The following is a 21106-nucleotide window of genomic DNA, read 5'->3' on the forward strand; positions in this document are numbered from 1 at the left end:
CGATGAAATTCGCTGAGAGGCAAAGTTCCGATAGTCGAACGAGCCTGCCCTGACCTTGACCATTTGCACGAGCATTCACTGCATGATTTACAGTCTGGTCGCGTATCCCCGAAAATGTGAATCTTGACGCGTTTAGGTATCTCTGTAACGAGCGTCGGCTCACTCCCATTTCATCTGCCATGCATTGGACCGTTGCCCTACCGTCTCGTGCCAAATCGAGCTTTGGTTCGGGACCAATGGACCACTCATGGCGCGCTGATGTTCGCGTAATCTCCAACGTAGAAATTCGACCTATTTGAGTGCAAGGTAATTACGGGTTGCATTTGGAGGAATACGTTTTGATGGAATCGAATTCTGACTCTGGGACTTCCTCAGAATACTCCAAAGCGGTGGAGGGCTTTGATCTGGACCTCGCAAAGTCTGTCTTTCTCGGCAATTTCAGCGGCGGGATCAATGCATGCGTAGAATGCTGTGACGCCCATTTGCAGGGCAATCCCATGGCTTTGAACTGGATTGCATTGGAAGGGCACCATGAGACCCGCTACTTTAAGCAGTTGCGCGACGAAGCTGCGCGTTTTGCCAATTTGCTTAAGGAACAAGGCATCCAACCCGGCGACATCGTGGCGGGTCTGTTGCCGCGCACCCCGGATCTTGTGACAGTTGTTCTAGGCGCCCTCCGGGCAGGTGCGGCCTATCAACCTTTGTTTACAGCCTTTGGGCCCAAGGCCATTCAGGACCGTTTGACCATGAGCGGCGCGAAGATGGTTGTGACTGACGCCGCGAACCGCAAAAAGCTCAACGAAGTGGAAGGTTGCCCGCCTGTCGCGATGATTGCTGACGCGCGACAAGAGGTTGTTGGGGGAGACATTGATTTCCGCCGGGCAATGGCCTCGCAATCGCCTGAGTTCGTCCCGGTATTGCGGAACGGCGATGACCTGATGTTCATGATGGCGACATCTGGAACTACAGGTCCCGCAAAAGGAGTTCCCGTGCCCCTAAAGGCGCTGCCTGCCTTTCGATCGTACATGGTCGAAGGGATCGGTCTGCGGCATGAGGATGTTTTCTGGAACATTGCCGATCCGGGCTGGGCCTATGGTCTATACTATGCGTTGATCGGCCCGCTACTATTGGGTCATGCAACCACTCTGGTCGAGGGACCATTCACAGTGGACAGTACATATGACGTGATTTCGAGATTGAATGTGACTAACTTTGCAGGCGCGCCTACTGCGTTTCGTCTAATCATCGCCGCCGGAACCGAGCGCGCGGCACAGCTGCGCGATCAGATCCGGTGCATCAGCAGCGCAGGCGAGCCGCTAAACCCCGAAGTCATCCGCTGGTTCGAGACCGAACTGAATGCGCCGATTAAAGATCACTATGGGCAGACCGAAACGGGTATGCTGGTGAATAACCATCACGGGCTCGAACATCCGGTTCGCCCAGGATCTGCAGGCTATGTGATGCCGGGATACAGTGTTGAGGTTCTGGCTGAGGACGGCAGCATCGCCGATTTCAATGAGCCCGGTCAATTGGCCGTCAACATCGCGGATTCACCTCTCTTGTTCTTTAGCGGCTACCTGAACAAGGGCAACAAATCGATCGAGAACGGATACTATCTTACCGGGGACACGGTGGAGCGGGATGAACACGGATGTATCACTTTCGTAGGGCGGAACGACGACGTCATCACCTCTTCGGGGTATCGCATCGGACCGTTTGACGTTGAAAGCGCCCTGATCGAACACCCTTCTGTGACGGAGGCGGCAGTCGTAGGCGTGCCGGACAAGGAACGGACCGAAATAGTGAAAGCGGTGGTCGTACTGGCGGAAGGCACAGAAGGTAATGAGGCGTTGGCTGCAGTGCTGAAGGATTATGTCAAACAGCGCCTTTCTGCACACGCCTATCCTCGGCTTATCGAATTCGTTAAAGAACTGCCAAAGACACCCAGCGGCAAAATTCAAAGGTTCCTGCTCCGAGAAGCGAGTGTCGGCGCCACGTGATCGAGCCTATCGAAGGCAAGCTTCGTCGTTCAACTACATGGCAATTCTGCTGGGCAGCAACCGGCGACTTAGGGTCAGGACCCATTGACTTTCACCGCTCTGCATGATTCACGGGTGGAAAATCAAGCGGTGACATGAGAGATCTTTATTGGCTAAATGACGTGCAGATGGCACGTCTCGAGCCCTACTTTCCAAAGTCACATGGCAAGCCACGTGTCGATGATCGACGCGTGCTGAGTGGTATTATCTTCATCAACCGCAACGGTTTAAGTTGGCGAGATGCACCCAAAGAGTATGGACCGCATAAGACCCTGTACAACCGCTGGAAGCGATGGAGTGAGAAAGGTATTTTTGCCCGGATCATAATGGGATTGGCCACCGAGCACGGCGAAGAAAAGACTGTCATGATCGACGCCACCTATTTGAAGGCCCACCGGACTGCGACCAGCATGGGCGTCAAAAAGGGGGGCGTGGACGCCTGATTGGACGGACCAAAGGCGGTATGAACACCAAGCTGCATGCTGTCTGCGACTGTCAGGGACGCCCCATCAGCTTCTTTGTAACGGCTGGACAAGGTCAGCGATTACATTGGTGCAAGGGCACTATTGAGCAGCCTGCCGAGCGTCGAATGGCTGCTTGGTGATCGCGGCTATGATACTGATTGGTTCAGAAAAGCCCTGCAAAATAAGGGTATACGGCCATGTATCCCTGGTAGAAAGTCGCGTGCCAAAGCCGTGCGCTATGACAAGCACCGGTACAAACGGCGCAATCGCATCGAGATCATGTTCGGCAGATTGAGAGACTGGCGGCGGGTCGCAACCCGCTATGACCGATGTCCAAAGGTCTTCCTCTCAGCAATCGCTCTCGCAGCAACTGTCATCTATTGGTTATGAGTCCTGACCCTAAACAATGCGGCATCAAAATACGCTCCCGATACTCAAACTTGGTGCTGTAAACAGGCTTGGCGGTTCAAATCCCACCGGTGCAAAAAACCAATGCTCGTTGAATTTTCTTGCAGAACCAGCAGTACAGTGTTGAGATTGCTTCTGTCATTGGGAGGCTGGTCGGATGTTGATCTGGCCAACGCAAGTAGATCAACTAGCGACTTAGAGCGACCGCCACTAGCGACGAATTGACGAGTATCGCGCTGAAAATTTCGGCACGACACATAGGGGAGGAAAGAAATTGAAAAATCTGACGACGACGCTGGCGGGATCGCTGATAGCATTTGCGGCTTCGCTAACTGCGGCCCAAGCTGAGAAGCTGACGCTTTACTGCTCGGCACAGGAAGATTGGTGTCAACTCATGGCGCGCAGTTTCGAGGATGCCACCGGCATAGACGTCAATATGACCCGCAAGTCCTCGGGCGAGACGTTTGCACAAATTCGCGCGGAAAGTTCTAACCCTAAAGGCGATGTATGGTGGGGCGGTACCGGTGATCCCCATTTGCAAGCCGCCGAAGAAGGCCTGACGATGGAATACGTGTCGCCGATGCGTGACCAGCTTCACGACTGGGCGATCTCGCAGGCTGAAAGTGCAGGTAACAAAACCATCGGAATTTATTCAGGCGCACTCGGCTACGGCTACAACTCCGACCTCTTGGCCGCGAACAGCTTGCCCGAGCCCGCATGTTGGAAAGACTTGCTGAAGCCCGAATATAAAGGGCACGTGCAAATGGCGAACCCGAATTCCTCGGGCACCGCTTATACGACGCTTGCCTCGATGGTTCAGATATTTGGCGAAGACGACGGCTTTGAGTTCATGAAGGGCCTGCACTCGAACATCAACCAATACACCAAGTCGGGTTCGGCCCCAATCAAGGCCGCCGGCCGGGGTGAGAACACCATCGGCATCGTCTTTATGCATGATGCGGTCAAGCAGGCCGTATCAGGTTTTCCGGTCAAGGTCGTGGCCCCATGCGAAGGCACAGGTTATGAGATCGGCTCGATGTCGATCATTGACGGCGCTCGAAATGAAGAAGAAGCCAAAAAGTTCTATGACTGGGCGCTCAGCCCCGAGGCCCAGAACCTTGCGCTTGAGGTTAACGCCTTCCAGGTTCCGTCCAACAAAAATGCGGAAACCTCTGAAAGCGCACCTGACATGAGCCAGATCAAGCTTATTGACTATGACTTCAAAAAGTACGGCTCGTCTGACGAACGCAAGCGTCTCTTGCAGAAATGGGACGAAGAGGTCTCAGTACTGCCACAGTAAGTGACTGACACCACACCAAAAACGAACCACCCGGTTCTGATCTTCTGGATTGTTGCCGGGTGGGTCGGTTTCTGTCTGCTGCCATGGTTCATGGTGGAGGATGGCATTTGGTCATTCGTATGGCTGGTCGATGGATATCCGTTCGATGAAGATTATGCGCCCGCCGCTTTCCTGATCGGACAGGGCGAAAAGCTGTGGCTTACGCCGCTTTTGGTCCCGCTTACCTTGCCTTTGTTGATACTCGGCAAACCGAAGTCCGATCCACAATACGCACGTATCCTGATTTTGGCTGGTGCCTTGGGTTTTGGCTGGCTGATTGCGCAAGGGTTCTCAATTGGCATTCGCGGGTTCAATTTCGACTGGATGAAGGCGCTGTTCGGAGAGCCGAAGATCCGCCAGTTCGGCATGGGATACGGCGCGATGATCTGCGCCACAGCGTTCCTGTTCCTTTTAACTCAGGGTATTGCGGCCCGCGGCGCAATAAATGGCGACGTTTTCGTCGTCAGCGCTATTGGTGGCGTAATCACCATTGTTACAATTTTCGTTTTCTTTCCAATTGCGAAGATGTTGTTTGCCGCCTTCGTTACCGAAGATGGTGCCTATTCAGTTTCGGTTTTTGCCTCGAAATTCTTTGATGACCGACTTTGGGGATTGGGCTGTTTTGCCGGTGCCAAATGCGGGGCCGCGTGGAACTCTCTGTTTCTTGCAGTTCTTGTGGGCTTCATCACAACCGCGCTTGGCCTTTGTTTCGCGCTTGTCGTCACACGGTCAGGTTTTCGTTTTAAACGCGGGATGCGCGCGTTGACAGTTTTGCCGATTATCACACCGCCCTTCGTGATTGGTCTTGCACTGATCCTGCTGTTTGGGCTTTCCGGTTCGGTCACCAAATTTGTTGCCGAGATCTTTGGTGTGCAGCCTACGCGCTGGCTTTATGGCATGCCCGGGGTGCTAATCGCTCAGACTCTGGCATTTACGCCGATCGCCTTTCTGGTTTTGATCGGGGTGGTCGAAGGGGTGTCACCTTCTATGGAGGAGGCCGCCCAAACCCTTCGAGCCAATCGTTGGCAAACCTTCAAGACTGTGTCCCTGCCTCTGATGCGCCCGGGCCTGGCTAATGCTTTTCTGCTGGGGTTCATCGAATCCATGGCCGATTTTGGCAACCCACTTGTTTTAGGCGGAAACTTCGATGTGCTTTCGACTGAGATATTTTTTGCCATCGTCGGTGCGCAGTACGATCAGGGCCGGGCTGCTGTTCTGGCCATGGTGCTCTTGTTCTTCACACTTTCTGCCTTCTATGCGCAGCGCGCGTGGTTGGGGAAAAAGAGCTATACCACCGTTTCCGGCAAAGGCGACGCGGGTGTACATCCCTTGATGCCAAGGGGCCTTGCCATACCGGTTCTGGGCATTGCAGTTGCCTGGGCGGTTTTCACTGCTGTGGTTTACGGGATGATCATCTACGGAAGTATTGTCGAACTGTGGGGCGTCGATAACTCGCTGACGTTCAAGCACTACGTCACTGCCTTTTCGGTCCGCTTCGAGGAAGAGGGTATTCGCTGGACCGGAGCCGCCTGGGACAGTTTCTGGACCACGATCACTATTGCCGCAATAGCCGCGCCATTGACTGCCGCCGTGGGGCTGGTCACGGCCTACCTGCTGACACGGCAAAATTTTGCGGGCAAAAATGCGTTTGAATTTGGCACGATGCTCTCTTTCGCAATTCCCGGCACCGTTATTGGCGTCAGCTATATTCTGGCATTCAACGTGCCCCCGATCGAGATCACTGGCACGGGCGTTATCCTTGTCGTCAGCTTTATCTTCCGCAATATGCCGGTTGGGGTCCGCGCGGGTATCGCGTCGATGTCGCAATTGGACAAATCCCTCGACGAGTCCTCGCTAACGCTTGGTGCGAACTCGTGGCAGACATTCAGGCGTGTGATCCTCCCGCTTTTGCGGCCGGCAATCCTGGCTGCGCTGGTCTACAGCTTTGTCCGGGCAATGACGGCGATTTCGGCGGTGATATTCCTTGTTTCCGCCGAGTATGACATGGCCACCAGCTACATTATCGGTCGGGTCGAGAACAACGATTACGGTCTTGCAATCGCATACTCCACAACGCTGATCTTCGTGATGCTGGCGGCAGTCGGGATGTTACAAATCCTCGTAGGCCGTGTTCAGATCGGGCGACGTACACAACTCGGAGCAGAGAAAACAACATGACCGAAACGACTATTGCAAGTAAGGCCGCGCCTGTTCGTTTCGACGGTGTTTCGAAAGTGTTCGGCAAGGATGTGGTGGCCGTTGATGGCATCGATCTGCACGTCCAAGCGGGCAAACTGGTGACGCTTTTAGGCCCCTCAGGCTGCGGTAAAACGACGACGTTGCGCATGATCGCAGGTCTGGAAATGGCGACCTCGGGCCGAATTCTGATCGGCGACCGAGACGTGACCAAATTACCCGCTACCGACCGTGACGTGTCGATGGTATTCCAATCCTACGCGCTTTTTCCTCATATGAGCGTGCTAGAAAACGTCATGTATGGGTTGACCTTCTCCGGCTTCGACAAGCGCGAGTCCCGATCGCGCGCGCTGCATGGGTTAGACTTGGTTGGCCTGAAGGGCTTCGACAATCGTTTGCCAAGCGAACTTTCCGGCGGGCAGCAACAGCGCGTTGCCGTCGCTCGTGCATTGGTTTTGGAACCGCAGGTTTTGCTCTTTGACGAACCTCTCTCAAACCTCGATGCGAAACTGCGTCGCCAAGTGCGCGAAGATATCCGTGCCATTCAGCAAGATCTTGGTTTGACCGTCGTTTATGTGACACACGATCAGGAAGAAGCCCTTGCCGTTTCGGACGAGATTGTCGTCATGCGCAACGCTGCCATCGCTCAGATCGGCACACCGCGTAAACTCTATGATGCGCCGGTTGACCGGTTCGTGGCCGACTTCATTGGTGAGGCTAACCTGATCAATTGCACTATCCTTTCCGTCGAAGGCGGCTTAGCCACGATCGAGATCGAGAGCTATCAACACACGCTCCCCTCTCGTGGTCTAACGCCTGGTCCCGCAACGCTGGCCGTGCGTCCGTCACGGATTTTGATTGGATCTGATACCGGCATCCCGGCCAAAGTCGCCAAGGCGACTTATGTTGGCGTGCGGATGGAGTACACTCTGGCCGGTGCCTTCGGGCAGGTATTTGCTGTGCAGGACGACGTGGACGAACCGCTGGAAATCGGCTCGGAAGTCAAAATGTCTTTTGCCGGACGTGGCCCTGTTCTGTTGCCGGAAGGGTGACGTGGGTAAGCTTTTAGTCGTCTCTCACCCGGAGGTCGTCGTCGAAACTGAGACACCGATCACCGAATGGGGTTTGAGTGAAATTGGCCGCGCCCGAGCCGACACGTTTGCACAAAGTCAGACCCTGTCGTGCGTGACAGATATATGGTCCAGCACCGAGCGAAAAGCGTCCGAGACGGCGGCTATCCTTGCAAAGCCTTTGGGGCTGGTCGCGAAATCCGATCCTGAACTGGGAGAGAACGACCGAAGCACTACCGGTTTCCTTCCCCCCTCGATATTTGAGTCCGCCGCTGACACCTTCTTCGGTGCACCCAATTCCAGCTTCCGCGGCTGGGAAACAGCCCATGCTGCTCAATTGCGTATCGTTCGAACAGTCCTGTCAATCGTCAAAAACCACGACGGAAGAGACCTGGCCATTGTAACCCACGGCGCGGTCGGAACGCTGCTTTGGTGCCATCTGGCAGGGAAGGAAATTGACCGGCGGTTTGATCAACCTGGGCAGGACCACTTCTGGCGCGCGGATATTAAAACTCTTCAACCCGAATTCGGGTGGCGCCCGATTGCCTGAAAGACGTCATTCGTTCCAAGCGTCGTCGCAGATCATTTTCAACGCCTCGAACACAGCTGGCGTACCAGCGATCACGCGACCACCGTCCCGGATCATCCCGTCGGCGTCTTGATCCTCGATCTCGCCACCTGCCTCGGCAATCATCAACTGACCGGCTAGGCAATCCCAGGCGTTCATGTGCTCTTCAATGTACCCCAAAAGACGTCCCGCCGCGACATAGGCCAGCGAAAGCGCACCGCTTGCATTGCGATGATAGAGAGCGCCACGTTCGATAAGGGCCGCAATCACCGGAACGACGTTTGATGCTTCGACCCGGTTCGAATAGCCAATTGAGACGGTTCCACTTGCCAATTCCACGCTTGAGGCAACCTGCATGGCGTGTCCATTCAAAGTGGCACCTTCGCCTCGGACCGCCACGTAAGTTTCACCAACGTTTGGCTCGAAAATTACGCCGACCTGCGTCTGACTGTCTGAGACGCCCGCTAAGACAATCGTCCAGGCCGGAATGCCATTGACGAAGTTCGTTGTCCCATCAATCGGATCGATCACCCAGTCAAAACCGCTGGAGCCAGCTTTTTCCGCGTGTTCTTCGCCATAAATCCCATCATCGGGAAAAGAGTTCATAATCTTTTGACGAATGAAGGTTTCGACGTTGCGATCCGCCTCGCTGACCCAGTCTTGCGCGCCTTTTTGATCAATGACCAAGGTATCTCTGGAAGCAAAATACTCTAGTGCAAGCGCGCCTGCCTCTTCTGCTACCGCAACGGCGAAGTTTCTTCGAGCAATGATGTTATGCATAGGTCGGCTCACTTCCTGCTAAATGCAACACCATCCCTAGTGGATGGGGTGTCAGAACACAAAACAGTGTTTGCCAGACAAAAATCCACTTTCTTCGAGTCGCCCGAGTTTCTGTCGAAAGAATATGCCAATTAAAGCACTCATTCACTTCCGTGCAGTGAAGTCGCATATTGCTCGTGACCCTCGCCGGATTTTGAGAACACTGCATCGCAGCACTTGAAGTTGCGATGATGGTCCGCTTCGGGTTGCCAGCGAGAGCGGCCCAGAGATGTTATATTTCAATGGCTTCAGAGATAGCCAAGGCATCTTCAAGTTCAACGCCAAGATACCTGACCGTGCTGCCCATCTTTGTGTGCCCCAACAGAAGCTGGAAGGTGCGAAGCACAAAGTTCCATATGCTGCGACCTGCATCATAGTCCGCTTTCGTTCAGTCGATCCAATGAGCCAAATCACATAATCACAATTGTTCCCTTCATATGTGGATGAAACGCACAGAAATATTTTGTTTCCATACCTTTAGTAACCTCAACTTTGGCGCTGACACCGTTTGGGATCTCCCCAGTGTCCCATCCGAACTCATCGGCCGTGGCCGTATGTGGTGCCAGATCTTCATTGGTCCATTGAATGGTATCACCAACAGACACGTTCAGAAGCTTTGGCGTGAATGCAAATGCTTTGATCTTGACTTCGTGGACTACGGGTTCTGCCGCCCGGGCCCACGTTCGGGTTAAAGCGAGAGCGGCCGCCGATGCGACCGCTCCAACCATTACGCGACGGCGTGAATGGGCTTTTCCCATCACTGCAGTGCCTCGACCATCATTTCGGCGTGACCTTCATGGGCTTTAAAGATCTCAAGCCCCTGCTCGAACAGAGCCTTCACCTCGGCATTGTCGATATTGGGGATCATCGTGTTCTCCACCAGATCATTCACCGCCTGGTGATAGGCCAATTCATTGGCTGCATAAGCGGCATCAAACTCTGCTCCACGCAGCTTGACGAAGCCATCGATGATCTCTTCGGCATTGGCATTCAGCGTTTGGCTGAACGCATTGTCCTGCGCTGACGCGCCCAGTTTTTCGAGCAGGCCCAAGGCCGCTGCGTTCACGGCAGTATGGTCGCGGATCATCGTGTTTGCGAATTCATGGATGTCGGGGTTCGAAGACAAAGCCAGCGCCAGATAGGCATACCGAATGTCGATGTTGTCGGCCGTATAGGCAATGTGAGCGTATTCGAGATCGCTCATCTCGGCGACGTCCTGCGCAGAGGCTTGAGCGCCAGTCATGGCAAGTGCCACAGCAAATGCGGAAATCAGTTTCTTCATTTTGGAGACTCCACTGAGTGTTACGATGGCAATAGGAGTAATCCGAACCGGGAAGTGAGATATATGCGGGAACGTTCGATTTTCTGTGCAGATCGTTCAAGCTGCTGTACAAAAACGCCAAATACTGCCATGAAAATGCATGCTTGATTTGCTTAGCGATATTCTTACGAAACTGTCTGTTCAAGGCGCGCTCTATTTTCGAACTTCGTTGACCACCCCTTGGGGGATTGAAGTTCCCAAGTTCAAAAACGTCGCCCGATTTCATTTTGCTCATAGGGGCAATTGCCTGATCGAAGTTGAAGGATATGAAAAAGTGGTGGCGCTGGAGCAGGGCGATCTGTTGATTGTTCCGCATGGCGCGTCACACAAGTTGTACTGCGCGGCTGAAACAAGAAATGCAGTTTTGCCGCTGGACACGGTCATCGAACGGTCGGGATACACTGGGACTGGGGTTCTGGTTTACGGCGGCGACGGCGATGAACGTGACACGCAACTTATCTGCGGCCATTTTTCATTCGACCCTCATGCAAAACATATACTGTTGGAACGCCTTCCACCGATCATTCACCTCAGGAATTACGGGGAATCCGCTGGAAAATGGATGGAGGCTACACTGCGCATGATCGGAGATGAGGCCGGGGGTCTTCGCCTCGGTGGCGATCTCATTGCTTTGAAAATGTCAGAAGCCATTCTTGCGCAGGCCATACGTTCGTTTGTGGAAAGTGACGAATCCTCGAGGTGGGGCTTGAACGGATTCTCTGATCACCATCTGGCCCGGGCTCTTGACGCGTTTCACAAGGATCCAAGCGCATCCTGGACGATAGAAACAATGGCGCGCATTGCAGGCATGTCACGAACAAACTTTGCGGTTCAGTTTCAGAAAAAGATGGCGATGTCGCCAATGCAATACGTAACAGCTTGGCGGCTGGAGATCGCCAAACGCTGTCTTACTGACCCATCAAGTTCTGTTTCGGATGCGGCAGAACGTGCTGGATACGCATCGGATTCTGCTTTCGCACGCGTTTTCAAGAGGGAAATTGGCCTCTCACCTGCCGGCTTCCGTCGGCAAATCACGTTATCATCAGCGCAATAAACCGGACGGGATCTGTTGCGAAGTTTTAACTTGCCACAGTGATATCTTTGTACCGGCGGACTAAGCCGCCAGCTCCGCAAATTGCCGAAACGGACAGACACCGGGCGTGATTTGTCCTTTGCGGATTATGTGCACCACTTCTATTCCGTCGAGCGTTTTGCTGTGGATGTCGCCGGTTGGGTAAAGATAGACCCACGCGCCTTTCCCCTTGATGTAGGTCGTACCATGCGCACTATAATAGGTATTGACAATACCTATTATAGTGCGCAGATAGTGAGGCGTATCGTTAAGGTAGATCCGATGACTCGTACCATGCCAATTCGGCCACATATGTTTGACATCACAGCGGATGAAATCGCGACTTTGGTCAACCGGTTCTATGCGCGCATCAGAGTGCATCCTGATCTGGGGCCGGTATTTGACAGGGCAATCGAAGATTGGCCCGAACACGAAGAAAAGATCGCAGCCTTTTGGCGCGGCGCCATTCTACGAGAGACAGGCTATTCGGGTAACCCGATGCAGGTTCACCTGGCGAACTCTGAAATCCTGCCAGAACATTTTCGCCTGTGGCTCGACCTGTTCGAAGACACCGCAAAAAAAGCCCTTAAACCTGCAACCGCCGAAGCGTTCTCACATTTGGCCAGGAGGATCGGTAAGGGCTTGTCATTCGGAATTGAGAACTTTCGTCGAGAGGCTGACGCTCCGCCGGTGTTGTCATGACGGTCTCTGTCTATACCAAAGCTCAGGTCATCTCTGATCCTCCCGCACGCGTTGTCAAACGTTGGCTGCAGTCGGGCTGGGGCGACGTGAAACGCAACCCGGGATATTCCTTGCTTTACGGTGGTTCACTCGTAGTTCTGGGGTGGATTTGCGTTGCGGCCCTGATGCTCAACGATCTTGGTTGGGTTTTGTTGCCTTTGCTAGCTGGCGGCGTTTTGGTCGGACCACTTGCAACGATTGGTCTTTATTCCGTAGCAAGCGGTAAAACAGGGCTCAGAGCGGCCACGGGTCAGATTACGTTGGTGGGCGTCATACTGATGGTTTTTGCCCTAATCTGGATTCGCGCGGCCACAGTTATGTTCGCCATAGTCTACGGGCTGCGCCCATTCTCAAGCTTCGCAGATACGCTGCTTTTGCTGATTACTACGCCATCAGGATGGGCGCTGTTGATCGCAGGATCATTGGTTGGCGGGCTGTTTGCGGCATTAGGGTTTGCGGTGTCAGCGTTTTCATTGCCAATGCTGATCGACCGCAAGATCGATGGCTTCTCGGCTATGGGGCTCAGCTTCAACGCCACCACTCACAACTTCAAGCTTTGCTTGTGCTGGGGAGCCATCATCACTCTTTTGACTTTGGTTGGAATACTGTCCGGGCTACTGGGTTTGGTCGTGGTGTTCCCATTGCTCGGGTACGCGACCTGGCATGCTTATGCCGAGCTTTTTCATGGAGATGCATAAATGACTGAAGCGCTTCCAAAAGGCGTGGTGCACTATGCGACCTCGCGGTTCACGCATGAGACATTGCCAGAAAAGCTACGCAAAGATCACAGCACCAAAGCGGGTGTCTGGGGTCAATTGGCTGTGCAACATGGGCAGCTTCTACTGTGCCGGGATGACAAGGATGACCTAGTTCTGGGCGCAGGGGATACTGCTGTGTTCGCACCACAGCAAACTCATTCGGTGAATCCGATTGGCGAAGTCGAGTTTGAAGTACGCTTCCACCGGCAGGAGGCGCCCGATGCAGCGTGAGAGTTTTCTTGAGGATGCTGCCGTCCTGTGTGCCCTTGCTTTGATCTTTGTCGGTGGCGTAGCCATACTTGGTTGGGGGGTTCCTACCGCCTACGTGCTGCATGGTTGGTTGATCGCAATAGCCGCTGGTTGGGGGTTGATGTGGATGATCAACCGTTTGAGCGAGGCCCCAAAGGACATCCCTTTAGAATACAATGACAAGGTCATTCGGTTTGGTGTCATCGCCGCGCTGATTTGGGCAATCATAGGGTTCACGGTTGGAGATATCCTCGCCTGGCAGTTGGCGTTTCCAGCACTGAACGGCGATATGTTCTGGTCGAACTTCGGCCGGTTGCGCCCGGTTCATACATCTGCCGTGATTTTTGGTTTTGGCGGCAACGCGTTAATCGCGACGTCGTTTTATGTGGTCCAACGTACCTCGCGCGCCAGATTGGCCAGTGAATCGCTGCCCTGGATGGTGTTCTGGGGGTACAATCTGTTCATGGTCCTTGCGGCGACCGGCTACCCCTTGGGGATCACCCAATCCAAGGAATATGCCGAACCGGAATGGTATATGGATCTGGTTTTGCTGATCGTCTGGGTTGGTTATCTTGGTCTGTACCTAAAGACGCTCTCTCGCCGGGCTGAACCGCATATCTATGTGGCTAACTGGTACTACCTGGCCTTCATCGTTGTCATCGCGATGCTGCATACGGTGAACAACCTCTCGGTTCCGGTTTCCATTGCCTATCCCAAAAGCTACTCGCTATTTTCCGGCACACAGGATGCAATGACGCAATGGTGGTATGGGCACAATGCTGTTGGCTTCCTGCTGACCGCCGGGTTCCTAGGGATGCTGTATTACTTCTTGCCCAAAGCTGTGAACCGGCCAATCTACTCTTACCGAATGTCAATTGTTGGCTTCTGGGGGATCACCTTCCTGTATCTCTGGGCTGGCTCACATCACCTTCACTACACGGCACTACCGGACTGGGTTCAGTACCTTGGCATGACCATGTCGATCATCCTGCTGGTCCCGAGCTGGGCCTCTGTGTTCAACGGCATCCTTACGATCAACGGGGCTTGGGATAAGGTCCGGACGGATCCGGCGGTCCGGTTTATGATGGTCGCGATTCTGTTCTACGGACTGTCGACATTCGAAGGGTCGTTCATGGCGATCCGTCCGGTCAATTCGCTGAGCCACTACACGGATTGGACCGTCGGCCATGTACATGCGGGGGCGTTGGGCTGGGTCGCCTTCATCACCTTTGGTGCCATGTATAAAATGGTGCCCTGGATTTGGAAACGAGATGGCGTGTATTCATTGCGGCTGGAGGCATGGCACTTCTGGCTCGCCCTGAGCGGGACGCTGATTTACGTCGGCGCAATGTGGAACAGTGGCATCACACAATCACTGATGTGGCAGACCTATGATGCGGATGGTGCGTTTCTTTATTCCTTCCTCGACAGTGTGATCGCGATGCATCTTTACTATGTCGCCCGTGCGATCGGGGGGCTGCTGTATCTAATCGGAGCGTGCATCGGTGCATACAACATCTACATGACGGTCAGTGGGCCGCGGCAAGCCGAGACCAGGCAATCCGGACCTTTGGTCCAGCCGGCGGAGTAGCAGCCCATGAGTACACAACACCAAAAGCTCGAACGCCACTCACTTGGCTTTGCCATGGCTATCCTGCTGGTTGCATCAATCGGTGGCATTGTTGAAATCGCCCCTTTGTTCACCATCGAAAACACGGTGGAAGAAGTCGACGGCATGCGGCCCTACACTCCGCTGGAACTGGCAGGGCGCGATATTTATGTGCGCGAGGGCTGCTATGCCTGCCACAGTCAAATGATCCGCACCCTACGGTCGGACATCGAACGCTATGGGCACTACAGCCTGGCCGCCGAAAGCATGTATGACCACCCGTTCCAATGGGGCTCGAAACGTACAGGGCCGGACTTGGCGCGAGTTGGCGGTAAATACTCTGACGCATGGCATGTGGCGCATCTGGAAGCGCCACGAGAGCTGATGGAAGGCTCGATCATGCCTGGTTATGCGTTTTTGTCTGACGCGCGGCTGGAAACAGGCCACCTGCCTGCCTCTTTAAGAGCCCTTAGCCGCGCCGGGGTGCCTTACACAGATGCTCAGATCGAAAATGCGGAAAAGGATGCTGCATGGCAAGCAGATGCCGAGCAATATTATGAAGGTGAACTGCAAGAAAGTTACGGTGAAAACGTTCAGGTCAGGGATTACGACGGGCACCCGAGTGAGTTGACGGAAATGGATGCCCTTGTGGCCTATCTGCAGGTTCTTGGCACATTGGCCGATCTGGATTCGGTAGATCACGAGGAGATTAATCGATGACACATGATACCGTTCTTGTCTTCTCCAAGACCTGGGGTGCAATCTACCTGCTGGTCGTCTTCCTTGCCGCAGTTGTCTGGACCTACTGGCCCTCACGGCGAAAAGTCTACGATGACGCTGCGCAATCTCCGCTGGACCATCAGGAGGATCAGCCGTGGCGCTAAAGGAAAAGGATCCGATTTCCGGTACTGATCTGACCGGCCACGAGTGGGACGGTATCAAAGAGTTGGACACACCTGTTCCCTGGGCGGCCCGATGGGCTTTGTGGATCAGTATCATCATCGCAGCACTGTTTTGGGTGTTCTACCCATCCTTCCCAGGTGCGCGCGGCTATGCAAAAGGGCTGTTGGGGTATTCATCCCGATCAGAGGTTGTCGCAGAACTTCAGCAAGCGAATGCTGATCGTGAAATGACATTTGCGCCTTTTGCGTCACAGGATCTCGAAGAACTGGCCGCAGACCCAACACTGGAGGCAAGGTATAGCGCGTCGATTTCCAAGCTTTACGCTGACAATTGTGCCGCTTGTCACCGGAATGACCTGAAAGGGCAGCCTGGTTTTCCCAATCTGGTAGACGGACATTGGCTGTGGTCAGGCGCACCGGAAGAGGTTGAGGCGACCATACGCTATGGGATCAATGCGCAGCATGACGATACACGGATTGCACAGATGCTGGCGTTTGGCGCAGACGGCATGATCGAAAAGCAGCAGGTTGAAGAGGTTACAGAATTTGTCTTGGCCCTCTCTGGAAAGCAGCATGATGCGACGGCGGCTGGCGCCGGTAGATTGATCTTCGAAGAAAACTGCGCGGCCTGTCATGGCGATGACGGGCGCGGGGGCTATGAAATCGGCGCGCCCGATCTGGGTGATGAACGCTGGATCTATGGAGGCGACCGGGATGAGATTTACCATAGCATTTATCACGGTCGGCAAGGTGTGATGCCTGCGTGGGAAGGACGTCTGAGCGACGCCCAGATTCGAATGCTCACGTTGTATCTACTGTGGAATGCAGAAGATGCACCAAGTTGAAGAAAATCCACGATTCCGAAGGGCAATGTATCTGATGATACTGGCCCTTCTGGTCGGCTACATCGGGTTCAAGGCATGGCACCTTTCCATGGCTTTCGAGGCATGGGAAGGACAGGCGATTGTAAAGGCTGTGCCTGGCGCGGCCAAGTAACAATCAAATTATTATAGGACTACAGTTTGCGTATTAATCGCTTGATGCCAGCGCATGGCTGACTTCCAACGCTCGGATCAGGTTTTTCATGCCACGGTTCCCTTCCAATACGTCCTGTAAAGTCTTGGTGTCCAAGGCAGCAAAAAACGCCTCCTGAGCTTCGTTCAGAATTGGCAACAATCCACAAGCGGGCGTCATTACACAACAGCCGCCGTCTTCCTTCATGCATTCCACCAAAGGTGTGCCGCGTTCGGATTTACGCAGCAGGCCGCCAATCGATATCGCATTGGGAGGTAGGGCCATACGCATGCCACCGTTGCGCCCACGCATGGATTCTACATAGCCCTCGTGTGTAAGCCACTGCGAGATCTTGGCCAGGTGATTAAAGGGCAAGTTTTGCATAGCCGCGATCTCACGCGTCGACATCAACCCTTCTTCGTGGGTGGCAAGATGGATCAGGATGCGCAGGGCATAGTCGGAGAACTTGGTAATTTGCATAGTTATTCTTCCCATAAAAAATAGGCTTTGAAAATGCCTATTTTATTGACATCTTTTTCTTACCTTTATAATAGGTATTCAAGATACTTAATAAAGGAGATGGCTCATGCAGCCCGTTGTGTTATTGATCTCGCTGATCCTGATGGCAGTGCTGTCACTTGTCTTCTGGTTGGCCGTGCGGGCTTCTGATGGGCCGGAACCCGGACCCAAGGCCAACTCGAAACGTTCGGGCTTGATCTGGGCAATGACGATTGTCGGCGTAATTGTTGCGGTTGGCACATTGCGACCGTGGCCGCATGCCGTAGCCAGCACAGACGACGCCTTGACCGTCTCTATCACCAGCGGGCAGTGGTGGTGGGATATCGACACCGTCGAGATCCCCGCTGGAATACCCATAAATTTTAGCGCCACGACCGAAGACGTTACCCACGGATTGGGCATTTACACCTCAGACCTTCGCCTTCTGACGCAGGTCCAGGTGATCCCGGGCTACACAACCGAAGTCACGTATACGTTCGATGATCCGGGCTCCTACCAGATCCTGTGCATGGAGTTCTGCGGAGTGGCACATCAGGACATGGTCAACGAATTCGAAGTCGTCGCGGTGGAGGACTGAATGAGCACTGCATCTGAACCTTTTGCGGGGAAATCAATCGCCGCTGAACCTCAAACCGGAGCAGTCAAGCTCACGATGATCCTTTCAGGCGTGGTTTTTGCCTTGATGATGGTCTTTGGCCTGATCATGCGCGCCGCGCAGGGTCAATGGATCGAAGTGGATCCGGCATTGTTCTATCAGCTCCTGACGGCCCATGGTGCCGGAATGGTCGGTACAGCGGCGCTGTCTGGCGCCGCGATCATGTGGTATTTTTGCGGACGTCACATTGTCCTGACAGCTGCAATTTTCTGGGCTTTCCTTGCCCTGTTCATGTTGGGTCTAGTTCTGATCCTAGGCTCGATCTTTATTGGCGGATATGGAGGCGCATGGACATTCCTGTTTCCGTTGCCCGCGATGTCCGGCGGAGCGTGGGAAGCGGGTGCAGCTGCAACGTTTATGCTGGGTTATGTTTCAATTGGCGTTGGTTTTCTGCTTTATTACCTCGAGCTTGGCCGCCAGATCCATGCCCGCTATGGCAATCTTGTCCGGGCGCTAGGTTGGAATCTGATCCTCGGGCGAGAGGACGACAATCCTCCACCACCAACCATCGTTGCAGCGGCGGCGGTGACCATATTCAATTCGATCGGGATCATCCTGGGCGCAGCGGTTTTGGTGGCAAGCCTTGTCCATCTGCTGGTACCGGGATTTGAAGTTAATGCGCTGCTGGCCAAGAACCTGATCTATTTCTTTGGCCACGTTTTCATCAATGCCTCGATCTATATGGCGGTGACTGCGGTTTATGAAATCCTGCCGGAATACACCGGTAAGCCTTGGAAATCGAACCGACTGTTTGCGATAGCCTGGAATGCAGTACTGATCTTCGTGATGGCTGTATACTGGCACCATCTGCTTCAGGATGTGGTCATGCCACCCTGGATGCTGGTGGTCGGGCAATTGGTCTCGTACTTCAGCGGCATTCCCCTCATCGCGGTCACGGCGTTTTCCACATTCCTCTACGTGCGCGGCTCAAAAATGACCTGGGATCTGACGTCCTCGCTGCTGGTTCTGTCCGTGGCAGGCTGGGCGGTTGGCTCAATCCCCGCGTCGATCGATGGAATGATCAGCGTGAACAAGGTGATGCACAACACTATGTGGGTCCCCGGGCATTTCCACACCTATCTATTGCTGGGTGAAGTGGCGATGGCTTTTGGTTTCATGACCTGGTTGGTCCGTGGCAAAACCATCGCCCAGATGAGCGGGCTGGACCGTGCCGCCTTTGTGACCTACCTCGCGGGTGCTGCTGGGTTTGTGACAGTGTTTCTGTTCTCTGGCGCGGCTTCGATTCCCCGCCGTTGGGCGGTGCACTACGAAGAATGGCTGACCCATGACCGTATTGGCACTTTGTTCAGCGTGCTTGTTGTGTTGGGAACGTTGCTCTTTGTTCTGCGCTTTGTGCTGCGTCTTGGGCGGAGTAACAGCTGATGATGGTCCGCGCTCTTCCCTCGGTTCTGGTTGCAAGCATAGGCTTGGGGACACTCTGGCATGCCACCGACGGAGTGCAGGCATTCACTAGCGAAGCCGCGCGGAGACTGGATGTGGAACGCGCTCCACGTCCAGTTTCAGCCCTGCAACTGGAAGATATGTCAGGTCAGTTGCTGCCTCTGTCGCCGCAAGGGCAAGAGGTGGTTCTGGTCGAGTTCATCTACACTGTCTGTGGCGACATCTGTCAGGTTGCAGCAGCGGATTTTGCCGAGATCCGAGATCAACTGAAGCTGCGTGAAATGCCCGTCCGGATGATCTCGGTCAGCTTCGATCCTGAGCGGGATACACCAGAGCAGATGGCAGTTTATGGAGAGGCCCATGAGGCAGATGGCAAAATGTGGACCGTCGCGCGGCCTAGGCCGGAAGAGTTGCCGGCATTGTTGAAGTTGTTTGACGTGACTGTCATCCCGGATGAGTGGGGCGGGTTTCAGCACAATGCCGCGATCCATGTGATTGACAGCGACGGCAGATTTTCGGCGGTGTTTGATACCGATGCGATCGACGCTGTTCTAAACCATTTGGAGGAGCGTAACTCATGAAGTTGCTTGGTAGTGCCTTCCTCGCGGCGGCCGAAGCTGTCGCACTTCGTTATGCGGTCATTGAAAGCCCGATCCAGCATGTCTTGGTGCAGATGCCATTGCTGGTTTTGGCCGGGGTTTTGTTAGCCTGGAACAGGCAGGTTCGGCAAGAATGGGCGGTTCCATTGCTGCTTGTGGCTTTGACTGTCTTTCTGTTCTGGATGTTGCCAAGAAACGTTGATTGGGCGCTGACTCCAACAGGTGAAACGGTCAAATACCTAAGCTTGCCACTGTTGTTGGGCGTTCCTCTAAGGGTGTCCTGGCCCAGGCTGGGCCCGGTCCTGAGGGGGTTTCTGAAGGCGAATGCGCTGTCGATGCTGGGCGTGCTGGGATTTCTGTACACGCATGCACCTGTCAGGATCTGCAACTCTTACTTGGTCTCGGCTCAGAAGGATCTGGGCATGGCCTTTCTCTACCTCGCTGCTGGCTTGGCCTGTCTCTGGGCTATCCCGATCCTGTTTGGAATTCCAAACGGCCAAAGGTCGAATGCGACCAGCTGCGCAAGCTGTGGAGTGTAATACGAAATGACCTATGCTGACACAGTCATTGGGTTTGCAGAACTGGCGCAAAAGAAAAGCGTCAACCTGCGAGCAGATCCAATCGCCTTTCTGATCCTCGCTGTAAAGGCAGGTGCGTTTGTTGGGGCGGGCATCCTGCTGATCTTTTCCCTGGGGCAGGGCGCGGATCCATCCATCCGTCCCATCGTCATGGGGGCTAGCTTCGGTATCGCCTTGACCCTTGTGGTCTTTGCAGGGGCCGAGCTGTTCACCGGTCACACCATGTACATGACGCACGGATTGCTTGCCAAAAGTATTGCGTGGTCGGATGTGCTGCGCTGTTGGTTTGTCAGTTGGGCAGGAAATCTGATCGGGGCCATATTGTTGACGTTGCTGTTCGTCGTAGGCGGTGGCGGACTTATCCTGGGAGCAGGAGAAGACGCTTTGCTTTACAAGGTGGCCACCAAGAAGATGCACGGCACCGAGTTGGAGCTGTTCGCCAAAGCGATCCTGTGCAATTGGCTGGTTTGTCTCGCCTTGTGGTGTTCGGCGCGCGCAAAAGACGATGTTACCAAATGCATCGTCATCTTCTGGTGCCTGTATGCATTTATCGCCGCCGGGTTTGAACACAGTGTTGCGAACATGACTGTGTTTTCACTGGCGCTACTCTCAGATCATCCCGACAGCATCACCCTGGCCGGAGCCGCCCACAATTTGATGTATGTCACCTTGGGCAACGCACTCGCCGGTGCCGGGATCATGGGCTACGGCTATTGGCGAGCGGCGTCGAAACCCACGGTCAAGGGTGTCGCGACGCCCGCGTCAACCAGACATCCTGTCTAGTG

The 21106-nt window shown here is 54.2% G+C and carries 22 protein-coding genes and 3 pseudogenes; 19 read left to right on the forward strand and 6 right to left on the reverse strand.

The genetic code is table 11. The features are described from left to right. Positions 1 to 341 precede the first annotated feature (341 nt). The 6 genes and pseudogenes from AC2FLE_RS09235 to AC2FLE_RS09260 all read left to right on the forward strand — a co-directional run bounded on the left by AC2FLE_RS09235 (position 342) and on the right by AC2FLE_RS09260 (position 8066). The gene (locus AC2FLE_RS09235; protein WP_496696606.1) at positions 342 to 2000 is read left to right on the forward strand and encodes an AMP-binding protein; all 1659 of its coding nucleotides are present in this window, start codon (positions 342 to 344) and stop codon (positions 1998 to 2000) included. Between the two features lie 134 nt (positions 2001 to 2134). Then, a pseudogene (locus AC2FLE_RS09240) lies at positions 2135 to 2893 on the forward strand (IS5 family transposase). A gap of 292 nt (positions 2894 to 3185) precedes the next feature. Then, a complete protein-coding gene (locus AC2FLE_RS09245; RefSeq protein ID WP_496696608.1) occupies positions 3186 to 4211 on the forward strand; it encodes an ABC transporter substrate-binding protein in 1026 nt (341 codons plus the stop codon). Further along, positions 4212 to 6428, forward strand: a complete 2217-nt coding sequence (locus AC2FLE_RS09250) for an ABC transporter permease (protein ID WP_496696610.1) — start codon at positions 4212 to 4214, stop codon at positions 6426 to 6428. After that, entirely contained in the window at positions 6425 to 7498 is a 1074-nt protein-coding gene (locus tag AC2FLE_RS09255; RefSeq protein ID WP_496696612.1) for an ABC transporter ATP-binding protein, read from the forward strand. Before AC2FLE_RS09250 ends, AC2FLE_RS09255 begins: the two co-directional genes overlap by 4 nt. A gap of 1 nt (position 7499) precedes the next feature. After that, positions 7500 to 8066, forward strand: coding sequence for a histidine phosphatase family protein (locus tag AC2FLE_RS09260; protein ID WP_496696614.1), 567 nt, complete (start codon positions 7500 to 7502; stop codon positions 8064 to 8066). A 6-nt stretch (positions 8067 to 8072) separates the two neighbouring features. Here the strand turns inward: AC2FLE_RS09260 and AC2FLE_RS09265 are convergent, their stop codons facing one another. The 4 genes and pseudogenes from AC2FLE_RS09265 to AC2FLE_RS09280 form a co-directional block, all read right to left on the reverse strand. Then, a complete protein-coding gene (locus AC2FLE_RS09265) occupies positions 8073 to 8864 on the reverse strand; it encodes an inositol monophosphatase family protein (RefSeq protein ID WP_496696616.1) in 792 nt (263 codons plus the stop codon). Between the two features lie 271 nt (positions 8865 to 9135). Next, positions 9136 to 9246: pseudogene (locus AC2FLE_RS09270) on the reverse strand (integrase); the annotation flags it as partial. Positions 9247 to 9313: 67 nt separating this feature from the next. Next, positions 9314 to 9661 (reverse strand): cupredoxin domain-containing protein, encoded by a 348-nt coding sequence (locus tag AC2FLE_RS09275; RefSeq protein WP_496696617.1) that lies wholly within the window; start codon positions 9659 to 9661, stop codon positions 9314 to 9316. After that, complete coding sequence (locus tag AC2FLE_RS09280; RefSeq protein WP_496696619.1) at positions 9661 to 10185, reverse strand: DUF4142 domain-containing protein; 525 nt, start codon at positions 10183 to 10185, stop codon at positions 9661 to 9663. The genes AC2FLE_RS09275 and AC2FLE_RS09280 overlap by 1 nt, the downstream gene beginning before the upstream one ends. Positions 10186 to 10324: 139 nt before the next feature. Between AC2FLE_RS09280 and AC2FLE_RS09285 the strand changes: the two genes are divergently transcribed. Further along, positions 10325 to 11278, forward strand: coding sequence for an AraC family transcriptional regulator (locus tag AC2FLE_RS09285; RefSeq protein WP_496696621.1), 954 nt, complete (start codon positions 10325 to 10327; stop codon positions 11276 to 11278). Positions 11279 to 11338: 60 nt separating this feature from the next. Here the strand turns inward: AC2FLE_RS09285 and AC2FLE_RS09290 are convergent. Continuing rightward, positions 11339 to 11434: pseudogene (locus AC2FLE_RS09290) on the reverse strand (IS6 family transposase); the annotation flags it as partial. Positions 11435 to 11578: 144 nt separating this feature from the next. Between AC2FLE_RS09290 and AC2FLE_RS09295 the strand changes: the two are divergent. The 7 genes from AC2FLE_RS09295 to ccoP are packed head-to-tail and all read left to right on the forward strand — an operon-like array spanning position 11579 to position 16400. Next, complete coding sequence (locus AC2FLE_RS09295) at positions 11579 to 11998, forward strand: group III truncated hemoglobin (protein WP_496692021.1); 420 nt, start codon at positions 11579 to 11581, stop codon at positions 11996 to 11998. Continuing rightward, positions 11995 to 12735, forward strand: coding sequence for a DUF2189 domain-containing protein (locus AC2FLE_RS09300; RefSeq protein ID WP_496692022.1), 741 nt, complete (start codon positions 11995 to 11997; stop codon positions 12733 to 12735). The genes AC2FLE_RS09295 and AC2FLE_RS09300 overlap by 4 nt, the downstream gene beginning before the upstream one ends. Further along, positions 12736 to 13026, forward strand: a complete 291-nt coding sequence (locus tag AC2FLE_RS09305; protein ID WP_496692023.1) for a TehB family protein — start codon at positions 12736 to 12738, stop codon at positions 13024 to 13026. Further along, complete coding sequence (gene ccoN, locus AC2FLE_RS09310; protein ID WP_496692024.1) at positions 13016 to 14635, forward strand: cytochrome-c oxidase, cbb3-type subunit I; 1620 nt, start codon at positions 13016 to 13018, stop codon at positions 14633 to 14635. The genes AC2FLE_RS09305 and ccoN overlap by 11 nt, the downstream gene beginning before the upstream one ends. Positions 14636 to 14641: 6 nt before the next feature. After that, positions 14642 to 15373, forward strand: a complete 732-nt coding sequence (gene ccoO, locus AC2FLE_RS09315) for a cytochrome-c oxidase, cbb3-type subunit II (RefSeq protein WP_496696623.1) — start codon at positions 14642 to 14644, stop codon at positions 15371 to 15373. After that, complete coding sequence (locus AC2FLE_RS09320; RefSeq protein WP_281973918.1) at positions 15370 to 15537, forward strand: cbb3-type cytochrome c oxidase subunit 3; 168 nt, start codon at positions 15370 to 15372, stop codon at positions 15535 to 15537. The genes ccoO and AC2FLE_RS09320 overlap by 4 nt, the downstream gene beginning before the upstream one ends. After that, positions 15528 to 16400: a cytochrome-c oxidase, cbb3-type subunit III gene (gene ccoP, locus AC2FLE_RS09325; protein ID WP_496696625.1), complete on the forward strand. Its 873-nt coding sequence runs from the start codon at positions 15528 to 15530 to the stop codon at positions 16398 to 16400. The genes AC2FLE_RS09320 and ccoP overlap by 10 nt, the downstream gene beginning before the upstream one ends. Positions 16401 to 16584: 184 nt before the next feature. Here ccoP and AC2FLE_RS09330 read toward each other — a convergent pair whose 3' ends face one another. After that, positions 16585 to 17049 (reverse strand): RrF2 family transcriptional regulator, encoded by a 465-nt coding sequence (locus AC2FLE_RS09330; RefSeq protein ID WP_281973916.1) that lies wholly within the window; start codon positions 17047 to 17049, stop codon positions 16585 to 16587. A gap of 106 nt (positions 17050 to 17155) precedes the next feature. On the opposite strand from AC2FLE_RS09330, the gene AC2FLE_RS09335 reads away from it, so the two are divergent. The 5 genes from AC2FLE_RS09335 to AC2FLE_RS09355 are packed head-to-tail and all read left to right on the forward strand — an operon-like array spanning position 17156 to position 21104. Then, positions 17156 to 17665 carry a cupredoxin domain-containing protein gene (locus AC2FLE_RS09335; protein ID WP_496696627.1) on the forward strand — a complete coding sequence of 170 codons (510 nt, stop codon included), beginning with the start codon at positions 17156 to 17158 and terminating at the stop codon, positions 17663 to 17665. After that, positions 17666 to 19126: a cbb3-type cytochrome c oxidase subunit I gene (locus AC2FLE_RS09340; protein ID WP_496696629.1), complete on the forward strand. Its 1461-nt coding sequence runs from the start codon at positions 17666 to 17668 to the stop codon at positions 19124 to 19126. Continuing rightward, a complete protein-coding gene (locus tag AC2FLE_RS09345; RefSeq protein ID WP_496696631.1) occupies positions 19126 to 19725 on the forward strand; it encodes an SCO family protein in 600 nt (199 codons plus the stop codon). Before AC2FLE_RS09340 ends, AC2FLE_RS09345 begins: the two co-directional genes overlap by 1 nt. After that, a complete protein-coding gene (locus tag AC2FLE_RS09350) occupies positions 19722 to 20282 on the forward strand; it encodes a hypothetical protein (protein WP_496696633.1) in 561 nt (186 codons plus the stop codon). Before AC2FLE_RS09345 ends, AC2FLE_RS09350 begins: the two co-directional genes overlap by 4 nt. Before the next feature lie 6 nt (positions 20283 to 20288). After that, complete coding sequence (locus tag AC2FLE_RS09355) at positions 20289 to 21104, forward strand: formate/nitrite transporter family protein (RefSeq protein ID WP_496696635.1); 816 nt, start codon at positions 20289 to 20291, stop codon at positions 21102 to 21104. Positions 21105 to 21106: the final 2 nt, after the last annotated feature.

Source organism: Ruegeria sp. CDSA077 (assembly GCF_059612265.1).

What these genes read in the sequence shown, in the direction of transcription:
- AC2FLE_RS09235 (WP_496696606.1), top strand. Translation starts at nt 342, where the DNA reads ATGGAATCGAATTCTGACTCTGGGACTTCCTCAGAATACTCCAAAGCG.
- AC2FLE_RS09255 (WP_496696612.1), top strand. Translation starts at nt 6,425, where the DNA reads ATGACCGAAACGACTATTGCAAGTAAGGCCGCGCCTGTTCGTTTCGAC.
- AC2FLE_RS09265 (WP_496696616.1), bottom strand. Translation starts at nt 8,864, where the DNA reads ATGCATAACATCATTGCTCGAAGAAACTTCGCCGTTGCGGTAGCAGAA.
- AC2FLE_RS09275 (WP_496696617.1), bottom strand. Translation starts at nt 9,661, where the DNA reads ATGGGAAAAGCCCATTCACGCCGTCGCGTAATGGTTGGAGCGGTCGCA.
- AC2FLE_RS09280 (WP_496696619.1), bottom strand. Translation starts at nt 10,185, where the DNA reads ATGAAGAAACTGATTTCCGCATTTGCTGTGGCACTTGCCATGACTGGC.
- AC2FLE_RS09285 (WP_496696621.1), top strand. Translation starts at nt 10,325, where the DNA reads ATGCTTGATTTGCTTAGCGATATTCTTACGAAACTGTCTGTTCAAGGC.
- AC2FLE_RS09295 (WP_496692021.1), top strand. Translation starts at nt 11,579, where the DNA reads ATGACTCGTACCATGCCAATTCGGCCACATATGTTTGACATCACAGCG.
- AC2FLE_RS09300 (WP_496692022.1), top strand. Translation starts at nt 11,995, where the DNA reads ATGACGGTCTCTGTCTATACCAAAGCTCAGGTCATCTCTGATCCTCCC.
- AC2FLE_RS09305 (WP_496692023.1), top strand. Translation starts at nt 12,736, where the DNA reads ATGACTGAAGCGCTTCCAAAAGGCGTGGTGCACTATGCGACCTCGCGG.
- ccoN (WP_496692024.1), top strand. Translation starts at nt 13,016, where the DNA reads ATGCAGCGTGAGAGTTTTCTTGAGGATGCTGCCGTCCTGTGTGCCCTT.
- ccoO (WP_496696623.1), top strand. Translation starts at nt 14,642, where the DNA reads ATGAGTACACAACACCAAAAGCTCGAACGCCACTCACTTGGCTTTGCC.
- AC2FLE_RS09320 (WP_281973918.1), top strand. Translation starts at nt 15,370, where the DNA reads ATGACACATGATACCGTTCTTGTCTTCTCCAAGACCTGGGGTGCAATC.
- AC2FLE_RS09330 (WP_281973916.1), bottom strand. Translation starts at nt 17,049, where the DNA reads ATGCAAATTACCAAGTTCTCCGACTATGCCCTGCGCATCCTGATCCAT.
- AC2FLE_RS09335 (WP_496696627.1), top strand. Translation starts at nt 17,156, where the DNA reads ATGCAGCCCGTTGTGTTATTGATCTCGCTGATCCTGATGGCAGTGCTG.
- AC2FLE_RS09340 (WP_496696629.1), top strand. Translation starts at nt 17,666, where the DNA reads ATGAGCACTGCATCTGAACCTTTTGCGGGGAAATCAATCGCCGCTGAA.
- AC2FLE_RS09345 (WP_496696631.1), top strand. Translation starts at nt 19,126, where the DNA reads ATGATGGTCCGCGCTCTTCCCTCGGTTCTGGTTGCAAGCATAGGCTTG.
- AC2FLE_RS09350 (WP_496696633.1), top strand. Translation starts at nt 19,722, where the DNA reads ATGAAGTTGCTTGGTAGTGCCTTCCTCGCGGCGGCCGAAGCTGTCGCA.
- AC2FLE_RS09355 (WP_496696635.1), top strand. Translation starts at nt 20,289, where the DNA reads ATGACCTATGCTGACACAGTCATTGGGTTTGCAGAACTGGCGCAAAAG.